Here is a 7,821-nt window from a genome sequence, read left to right as displayed (position 1 = left end):
AGGTCGAACCGCGCGGCCCCATCGAGACCGAAGCAGCCCGCCGCCTCGCCGACGACCTCAAGAACCAGTAATCATCCGATTACCCAACACTTTCTCAGAGGTGGTACTTGCCGACCTCGTAGCCGCCGCCGGGCTGACGGGTCATCACGTTGCCGCGGTTGAAGGCGTTGATGATCGCGATCACGCACACCAGCGCCGCGAGCTGCTCCTCGTCGTAGTGCTTCGCGGCGTTCTCCCACACCTCGTCGCCGACCCCGCCGGCCGCGTCGGCGATCCGGGTGCCCTGCTCGGCCAGCTCCAGGGCGGCCCGCTCGGCGTCGGTGAACACCGTCGCCTCCCGCCAGACGGCGACCAGGCTCAGGCGCGTCGGGTCCTCCCCGGCGTGGAGGGCCTCCTTGACGTGCATGTCGACGCAGGCGCCGCAGCCGTTGATCTGGCTGACCCGCAGCCGCACCAACTCCTGGGTGGCGTACGGCAGGACCTCGTCGGTGACGGCCTGGCTCGCGGCGATGAAGTGCTTGTAGACCTTGCCCATGACGGGGCTGGCGAAGGGGCTCAGACGGGCTTCCATGGTGTGCTCCTCGGTACGTTGTCCGTTGCTGCCCTCTGAGACAGGGCAGCCGTCCGGGCTGTGACAGGGCCCGGATGTGACGTGCGCCACCCGGGACGGGACGGGCGCCGGGGAGGGGGATCCATGGCGGGACCGGCAGGGACGACGGGCGCGGCACGTGCGGCGGAGGGCGTCGCGGGCGTGGCGGGTGTGGCGGGTGCGGACGTGGCGGGCGTCGCGGAGACGGCGGGTGCGGGTGCGGGGGTCGCGGAGGCGGTCGGGTACCGTCCGCTGCTGTTCTCCATCGCCTACGGGATGACGGGCTCGGTCGGCGACGCCGAGGACCTCGTCCAGGACACCTTCCTCGGCCTGACCCGCGCCGACCGGGCCGGCACGGCCGTCACCGACCCGAAGGCGTACCTGACCACCACGGTCACCCGCCTGGGCATCAACCACCTGAAGTCGGCCCGGGTGCGGCGCGAGAGCTACGTCGGCGAGTGGCTGCCCGAGCCGGTGGTCGCCTTCGCCGACCGCCCCGGCGGCCCGGCCGAGCACGCCGAGCTGGCCGACGCGCTGTCGATGGCCTTCCTGCTGATGCTGGAGTCCCTCTCCCCCGCCGAGCGGGCGGTGTTCCTGCTGCGCGAGGCCTTCGGGTACGGGTACCCGGAGGTGGCGGAGATGACCGGCAAGTCCGAGGCGAACTGCCGCCAGATCTTCGCCCGGGCCCGCCGGCACCTGGCCCCGGCCCCCGCCCCCGCCCTCGCCCCGGGTCCGGGTCCGGGCGCGGAGCCCACTGCGGCGCGGCGCGCGGAGGGCGACGAACTCGCCCGCCGCTTCTTCGCAGCCACTGAGGGCGGCGACCTGGAGGCGCTGCTCGACCTGCTCGCGCCCGACGTCGTCTTCCACGGCGACGGCGGCGGCAAGGCCCGGGCGGTCGGCAGGTCCGTCAGCGGCCTGCAGCGCGTCGCCCGACTGCTGCTGTTCGGCTTCGACCGCAACCGTTCGCTCGGCATCTCCCGGCGGTACGCCCGGGTCAACGGCCGGCCCGGCGCCGTCCTGCTGGACGCCCGGGGGCGCGTCGCCGGTGTCATCGCGCTCGACATCGCCGACGGCGCTGTCCGGGCGTTCCACTCGGTGTCCAACCCCGACAAGCTCGCCCACCTCGGGGAGGTCTCCGACGTCGGCCTGCGGCCGCAGGAGCGACGGCGGGATCGGGAGCGGGAGCAGTAGCGGGAGCAGTAGCGGGAGTTGTGGAGAGGCCGTGGAGCAGGAAGTCGGACCGGCCGACTTCCCGCTCCCCGCGGCCCGGTACGGCGCCGAGCAGGCTGCTAGCCCGGCCGAGCGCCGGTGTTCCTCCTCCCGAGTAGCCCGGCGTGCCCTCCCGCGGCCGACCGAGTCGTTCGGGTACGGATCGGGTGCGATGCGGGGAGCCGCCCCGCGTCGACCGGAACCGGAACCCGATCTCTCAGGAGTCCCGTATGAAGCCCCTCGCCCTGACCGCCCTCGCCGTCGTCGGCCTCCTGGCCGGCAGCGCCGCGAGCGCCGCCGCCGACGACAAGCCCGCCATGAAGCCGACCGTCACCGTCCCCGGCAACGCGGCCGCCTCCGACCCCTCGATGCTGGCCGCGCACGCGCAGCTCTTCGGCGACTGGGTCGTCGTGCACCCGGGCGCCAACGGGGTGGCCACCGTGACCTGTCCGTCCGGCCAGGTGCCCACCGGCGGCGGCGGCCAGACCAGCGCCTTCAAGATCTTCTTCACCGACTCCTACCCGAGCGGCAGCGCCTGGGTCGTGCGCGGCACCAACACCAACACGGTGGACGAGTCGATCCGCGCGACCGCCGTCTGCACCACCCCCTGACCCGCGGCCCCGAGCGCCCCGGCCCCGGCTCCCGGGCCCGGGGCGCCCTGCTGCCTGCGGCGCCCTGCCGTCCGGGACCGCTCAGGCCCGCACCGGGCGGCGCGGGCGGGTGAACCAGCAGGCCAGCAGCAGGTTCGGCACCCAGCACAGCCAGGCGATCACCAGGTACGAGGTGCGGAAGTCCAGCTGGGCGGTCTTGGCGGCGACCAGCATGAGCCGCAGCGTGACGGCGGCGAAGGTGAGCGCGAAGCTGCGCACCATCCAGCGCCGGTGGTCCTCCACCCGGCGCCGCAGGATCATCCGCAGGCCGGTGCCGCCGGTCACCAGCCAGGCCACCCCCAGGCAGGCGAAGCCGAGCCGGGCGACCGTGCCGCCGTAGGCGACCGGCGCCAGCAGCAGTGCGCCGATCCCGCCGACCAGGCAGCCCAGCAGGTAGGTGACGCCGATGCGGCGGTGCCAGTGCGGCCACCGTCGGCGCAGGCGCGCCGAGAACTGCCACGGCCCCACCCCGAGGGCGAGGACCGCGCCGGATATGTGGACGGCGAGCGGCAGTTCGTGCGCCAGGTACGTGGCGCGCTGCTCGGCGAAGAAGTCGTCCGGGTCGAGGCCGGCGTACCTGGCCGACAGCAGGACGATCAACGTGGACAGCACCGTCATGATGGCCCAACCGGCCCGCGTGATGCGCATGCCCCGAGTGTGGTGGCGGCTGCGGGGGCCCGGCATCGGGGGCAACCCCGAGGGGAAACCCCCAAAGAACCCTCATGTCCCCTACGGGGCACGGCACTTGGGCTTCCGCCATGGGGGTGTCCCCCCAATCCTCCCTGAGGTGAACCCGAGAACGCACCGGCGGCGGCCGGAGCTGGTTAGCGTCCGACCATGACTCCGCACAGGACATCGAATCTGCGAATGCGCCTCGCCGTGGCGGCCGGTGCCGCCGTGCTGCTCGCCGCCGGCGCGGCCCCGGCCGTCGCCCGGCCCGAAAGCTCCTCCCCCGCGCAGCAGTTGAGCCGGGACGCGGAGGCGATCCACGCGCTCGGCATCAGCGGTGTGCAGGCCCGCGCGGTCGGGCCGGACGGCCGGTCGTCGGTCGTCAGCAGCGGCACCGCCGACCTGCACACCGGGCGCCCGGTCGACCCCGACGGATGGTTCCGGATGGCCAGCACGTCCAAGACGCTGGTCGCCACCGTGGTCCTGCAGTTGGAGGCCGAGGGCCGGCTGTCCCTGGACGACACGGTCGACCGGTGGCTGCCGGACGTGGCGTGGGGCAAGGACTACGACCCCCACCGGATCACCGTCCGCCAACTGCTCCGGCACACCGCCGGCATCTCCGACGCCGGCCTGCCCGGCTACGACACGGCACAGGAGTACGACGAGCAGCGCTTCGACGTCCACAGCTCCGAGGAGCTGGTCGAGCGCGCCATGGCCCAGGAGCCCACCCAGGGCTGGAGCTACTCCAACACCGGCTACGTCCTGCTCGGCATGATCATCCGGCAGGCCACCGGCCGCTCCTCCCACCAGGAGATCGAGGACCGCATCCTGCGCCCGCTGGGCCTGGACCACACCCGGTGGACGGGCGCCACCCCCACCCTTCCCCGACCGCACGCGCAGGCCTACCAGTTCTACGGCCCCGGCGCCGAGAAGGACGTCACCGTGCAGGTGCCGGTGTCCACCGAGCTGTCGTGGGTCACCACCACGCGGGACGAGAACGCCTTCTTCCGCGCGCTGCTCTCTGGCCGGCTGCTGCCTCCCCGGCAGCTGGCCGAGATGAAGCAGCCGACCGAGGAGAGCCCGGAGGTCCAGGAGCGGCTGCTCGGCGGCCGGTACGGGCTCGGCCTGGTCTCACGCCCCCTCACCTGCGGGGGGACGTACTGGAGCCACGAGGGCGGGGACGGCGGCTACATCACCCTCAACGGCGTCACCGAGGACGGCCGGCGCAGCGTCGTGGTCTCCATGTCGGAGGCGCGCGGCGACACCGAGGCGCACATCCGGGAGCAGGAGAAGGCGGCCGGGGACCTGGTCGACCACGCCCTGTGCGCCGGGGCCGCGGCGCACGGGTGAGCCTCGGCCGTCGCGGGTGAGCCTCGGCCGGCGCGGGTGGGCAACGGCCTTGGCGGGTGCCCGCGTTCGGGCCGTACGAACCGGGTCCGGCCACGGGCTCACGGCCGGGCCGGGGCCAGGTGGGCGGCGACGTAGGGGACGGCGACGGTCTCCAGCCCGCCGTCCGTTCCGAACGCCGGGTGGACGTTGACCTCGAAGACGACGCCGCCGTTCTCCGCGGCGAGGTCCACCCCGGCGAACGGCAGGCCGAGCGACTTGGCCGCCGACACGGCCAGGTCGGCCAGGCCGGTGGGCAGGTCGCCGGGATCCATGCGGGTGGAGACGGCGCCCCGGCTCTCGTTGCACGGCGCGTCGGGGTCCGGCTGGACGTGCTCGACCGCCCGCAGGACCTGCCCGCCGAGCACCACGACGCGGTACTGGTGGCGCTGCCCGTCCGGCCCGAAGTTCCCGGCGTCGCGGGCGATCAGCCAGCCGGCGCCCGCCCGGGCGTAGTGGTGTGCGGCGGCGGCGAGTTGGGCGTGGGTGGTGATGTGGAAGACGTCGGTGCCGCCCATGCCGACCGTCGGACGGGCCCAGACGTCGCGGCCCAGCAGCTCGAACGCCTCCGCGGCCTCCCGGGTGCCGGGCCGGGTGAGGGTGACGGTCGGCATGTGGGCGATGCCGTCGCGGGTGAAGCACTCGACGGTGCGGTCCTTCTCGGTCGCCGCCCGCCAGGCCGCGGCGTCCGTGCCCAGGGACCGGGCGCCGGCCTCGTGCAGCCGGTGCTGGGCCGGTTCGAAGTCCCGGCGCCGGTGCGGCGGGATCTCGTAGACCAGCACGCTGTCGGTGGTCACGCCCGCCCCGTCGGCCTCCAGCCGCAACTCCCCGCCGTCCGTGCGGATCCGGCCGCTGCCGCCCGGGGTGAAGTGCCGCGCGTCCAGCAGGACGGGATCGCGGCCGGTGAGCAGGCGGGCGGCGGCGACGAGCGTGTCGCGGCTGCCCTCGGTCGAGCTGTGATCGGTCATCAGGACGAGTTCGCTCACTGCCATACCGGCCATTGGAACCGCTGCCCCCGCGGCGGACAAGACCGCTTCACCCGCCCGGATCCCGGCGCCGGGGCCGGGGGTGCTTGGGCCGGCGGGTAGAACGTCCGTGTCAGCGGTGGAGCGCCTCGCCGCGGCTCGTGCGGGCGTAGAGCACGACGCGTCCGGTGCGGTGGGGTGCGACGAGGCCGGCGGCGGCGAGCCTGTGCAGCTGGGCGGAGACGCCGCCGGCGGCCAGGCCGGTGCGGCGGGCGAGTTCGAGGGTGCTCGCCGGGGTCTCCAGCAGGCCGAGGAGCAGGGCGCGGGTGGCGCCGAGGGCCGGGGCGAGGTCGGCGGTGTCGGGGCCCGGCTCCCACAGGGTGCCGATGCCCCGCACCGGTTGACTTCCGTTCCCCGGCCTAAAGGCCGGGGATTCCTACCACGGTCGGCTGACCGTCTCGGCGAGTTCCTGCTTCTTCGCGCTGTGCCGGGATCGCTCCCGGTCTTACCCGCGCTCCACAGGCTGATACCGCCAGTCCGGCGGCCTTGGCGACGTTGACCGCCGCATTGATGTCCCGGTCAAGGACGGCCCCACACGCTGCGCACGTCCACTCGCGGACGTTGAGGGGCTTCGGGCCGTCCTTGGCGCCGCAGGCCGAGCACAGCTGAGACGTCGGCTCGAAGCGGCCGATCTTGACCAGGGTGCGCCCGTACCGGGAGGCCTTGTACTCCAGCATCGTGACGAACGCCGACCATCCGGCGTCGTGCACGGACTTGGCCATGCGTGTGCGGGCGAGTCCCTTGACCGCCAGGTCCTCAACGGCAACCGCTTGGTTCTCGCGGATGATCTCGGTTGAGAGCTGGTGGTGGAACTCGCGCCGCGCATCGGTCACCCGCGCATGAGCGCGGGCGACTTTGATGCGGGCCTTGTCGCGGTTGCTGCTGCCCTTGGCCTTGCGGGAGAGGGCTTGCTGTGCCTTCTTGAGGCGCTTCTCGGCCCGGCGCAGGAAGCGCGGACTGTCGATCTTCCGGCCGTCGGACAGGATCGCGAAGTGCGTCAGCCCGAGGTCGATCCCCACCTGGGAGTCCGTTTCGGGCATGCGTCCGAGGTCGTCGGCGGGGTCGGTGTCTATGACGAAGCTGGCGAAGTACCGGCCTGCGCTGTCCTTGACCACGGTCACGGTGGATGGCTCGGACGGCAGGGCTCGGGACCACTTCACCCGCACGTCGCCGATCTTCGGCAACGACAGGTCACCGCCCGGCGTGATCTTCCATCGGGCGTTGGCGGTGAACCGGATCGCCTGCCGGGTGTCGCGGCGGGACTTGAACCGGGGTGCTCCCGTCTTCGGGCGCTTGCCCTTGAGGCCGTCGAAGAAGTTCCGGTACGCGGTGTCCAGGTCCCGCAGGGACTGTTGCAGCACCACGGCCGAGACTTCCCCGAGCCACGTGCGCTCGGGAGTGGCCTTGGAGGCGGTGAGCTGCTTGCCCAGCTCGGCGGAGGTGACGAACGGCAGCCCAGTGGCGCGGGCGGTCTCACGGACGCGAAGCGCGTCGTTGTAGACCACCCGAGCACAGCCGAACGCCCTTGCCAGCGCGGAACGCTGAGGTCCGTTCGGGTAGACACGGAAGCTGTACCTGAGCTGCACGGTGATCACCGTAACATGTTGGTTTATGGCTGAGTACCAGAACATTCGCACTGGTCGGCACTGTGCTTTCGTCTTGCATGCGCACTTGGTTTTCGTGACGAGGTACCGTCACAAGGTGTTCGCCGACCGGCACCTGACCAGGCTGGAAGAGATCATGCGGAGCGTCTGCCAGGGCTTCGAAGTGGAGCTGGTCGAGTTCAACGGCGAGAACAACCACGTCCACCTGCTGGTGAACTTCCCGCCGAAGGTCGCCCTGTCCAAGCTGGTCAACAGCCTCAAGGGCGTCAGCTCCCGTCGGATGCGCCAGGAGTACCCCGAGCTGGTCAAGCACTACTGGCAGGCACAGCGCCTGTGGTCCGGTTCGTACTTCGCCGGATCAGTCGGCGGCGCGCCGCTGTCGATGGTCCGGCAGTACATCGAGCAGCAGAACCGCCCGGCATGACCGCCAGCGGTGAGCACCGTCAACAGCGCGGGAGGGTGCCCACCGCACAGGTCAGAGCAGGGCTCAGAATCGCTTCACCATTGGGCTGAAGCCCGGTGCACTGCGATTAGTCCCGGTAGCCGTCGCCCTCGCCCTCCAGGGGGAGGCCGAGGGCGTCGATGAACAGCCGGCGGCTCAGCGGCGGGTCGGCGACGACGGCCGCCACGCTGGTGATGAAGAGGACGTCCATGCCGGGGTGGCGCTCCCTGGTGCGGATGCGGCGGCC

10 protein-coding genes are annotated in these 7,821 nt (G+C 72.5%); 4 read left to right on the top strand and 6 right to left on the bottom strand.

Annotation, left to right across the window (positions count from 1 at the left end; genetic code table 11):
* Positions 1–94: 94 nt before the first annotated feature.
* A complete protein-coding gene (locus ACIRST_RS25830) occupies positions 95–571 on the bottom strand; it encodes a carboxymuconolactone decarboxylase family protein (protein WP_402804637.1) in 477 nt (158 codons plus the stop codon).
* Between the two features lie 204 nt (positions 572–775).
* Here ACIRST_RS25830 and sigJ point away from each other — a divergent pair, with 204 nt between their 5' ends.
* Positions 776–1,780, top strand: coding sequence for an RNA polymerase sigma factor SigJ (sigJ, locus tag ACIRST_RS25825; protein WP_402804645.1), 1,005 nt, complete (start codon positions 776–778; stop codon positions 1,778–1,780).
* Between the two features lie 248 nt (positions 1,781–2,028).
* Positions 2,029–2,409 carry a hypothetical protein gene (locus ACIRST_RS25820; RefSeq protein ID WP_350519434.1) on the top strand — a complete coding sequence of 127 codons (381 nt, stop codon included), beginning with the start codon at positions 2,029–2,031 and terminating at the stop codon, positions 2,407–2,409.
* Positions 2,410–2,490: 81 nt separating this feature from the next.
* On the opposite strand, the gene ACIRST_RS25815 is transcribed toward ACIRST_RS25820, so the two are convergent.
* Positions 2,491–3,096, bottom strand: a complete 606-nt coding sequence (locus tag ACIRST_RS25815) for a DUF2306 domain-containing protein (RefSeq protein WP_402804635.1) — start codon at positions 3,094–3,096, stop codon at positions 2,491–2,493.
* 219 nt (positions 3,097–3,315) lie between these two features.
* On the opposite strand from ACIRST_RS25815, the gene ACIRST_RS25810 reads away from it, so the two are divergent.
* Entirely contained in the window at positions 3,316–4,467 is a 1,152-nt protein-coding gene (locus ACIRST_RS25810) for a serine hydrolase domain-containing protein (protein WP_402804633.1), read from the top strand.
* A 98-nt stretch (positions 4,468–4,565) separates the two neighbouring features.
* Here the strand turns inward: ACIRST_RS25810 and ACIRST_RS25805 are convergent, their stop codons facing one another.
* The 3 genes from ACIRST_RS25805 to ACIRST_RS25795 form a co-directional block, all read right to left on the bottom strand.
* A complete protein-coding gene (locus ACIRST_RS25805) occupies positions 4,566–5,495 on the bottom strand; it encodes a RimK family alpha-L-glutamate ligase (protein ID WP_402804631.1) in 930 nt (309 codons plus the stop codon).
* Between the two features lie 106 nt (positions 5,496–5,601).
* On the bottom strand, positions 5,602–5,865 hold the full coding sequence (locus tag ACIRST_RS25800; protein WP_402804629.1) for a winged helix-turn-helix domain-containing protein: 264 nt from the start codon (positions 5,863–5,865) through the stop codon (positions 5,602–5,604).
* Positions 5,866–5,887: 22 nt separating this feature from the next.
* On the bottom strand, positions 5,888–7,114 hold the full coding sequence (locus ACIRST_RS25795; protein WP_402804643.1) for an RNA-guided endonuclease InsQ/TnpB family protein: 1,227 nt from the start codon (positions 7,112–7,114) through the stop codon (positions 5,888–5,890).
* A gap of 25 nt (positions 7,115–7,139) precedes the next feature.
* Here ACIRST_RS25795 and tnpA point away from each other — a divergent pair, with 25 nt between their 5' ends.
* Positions 7,140–7,556, top strand: a complete 417-nt coding sequence (tnpA, locus tag ACIRST_RS25790; protein WP_402804627.1) for an IS200/IS605 family transposase — start codon at positions 7,140–7,142, stop codon at positions 7,554–7,556.
* Positions 7,557–7,662: 106 nt separating this feature from the next.
* Here the strand turns inward: tnpA and ACIRST_RS25785 are convergent, their stop codons facing one another.
* The gene (locus ACIRST_RS25785) at positions 7,663–7,785 is read right to left on the bottom strand and encodes a hypothetical protein (protein ID WP_350519428.1); all 123 of its coding nucleotides are present in this window, start codon (positions 7,783–7,785) and stop codon (positions 7,663–7,665) included.
* Positions 7,786–7,821: the final 36 nt, after the last annotated feature.

The sequence above is a fragment of the Kitasatospora sp. NPDC101447 genome (assembly GCF_044767225.1).
Classification (GTDB): Bacteria; Actinomycetota; Actinomycetes; order Streptomycetales; family Streptomycetaceae; genus Kitasatospora.
The sequence above is the reverse complement of the archived record's forward strand: the minus strand, read 5'-3'. Positions and strand labels throughout refer to the sequence as shown.

Bases quoted from the DNA above. Each gene is read 5' to 3' on its own strand.
- ACIRST_RS25830 (WP_402804637.1), bottom strand. From the start codon at position 571: ATGGAAGCCCGTCTGAGCCCCTTCGCCAGCCCCGTCATGGGCAAGGTC.
- ACIRST_RS25820 (WP_350519434.1), top strand. From the start codon at position 2,029: ATGAAGCCCCTCGCCCTGACCGCCCTCGCCGTCGTCGGCCTCCTGGCC.
- ACIRST_RS25815 (WP_402804635.1), bottom strand. From the start codon at position 3,096: ATGCGCATCACGCGGGCCGGTTGGGCCATCATGACGGTGCTGTCCACG.
- ACIRST_RS25810 (WP_402804633.1), top strand. From the start codon at position 3,316: ATGCGCCTCGCCGTGGCGGCCGGTGCCGCCGTGCTGCTCGCCGCCGGC.
- ACIRST_RS25805 (WP_402804631.1), bottom strand. From the start codon at position 5,495: ATGGCAGTGAGCGAACTCGTCCTGATGACCGATCACAGCTCGACCGAG.
- tnpA (WP_402804627.1), top strand. From the start codon at position 7,140: ATGGCTGAGTACCAGAACATTCGCACTGGTCGGCACTGTGCTTTCGTC.
- ACIRST_RS25785 (WP_350519428.1), bottom strand. From the start codon at position 7,785: ATGGACGTCCTCTTCATCACCAGCGTGGCGGCCGTCGTCGCCGACCCG.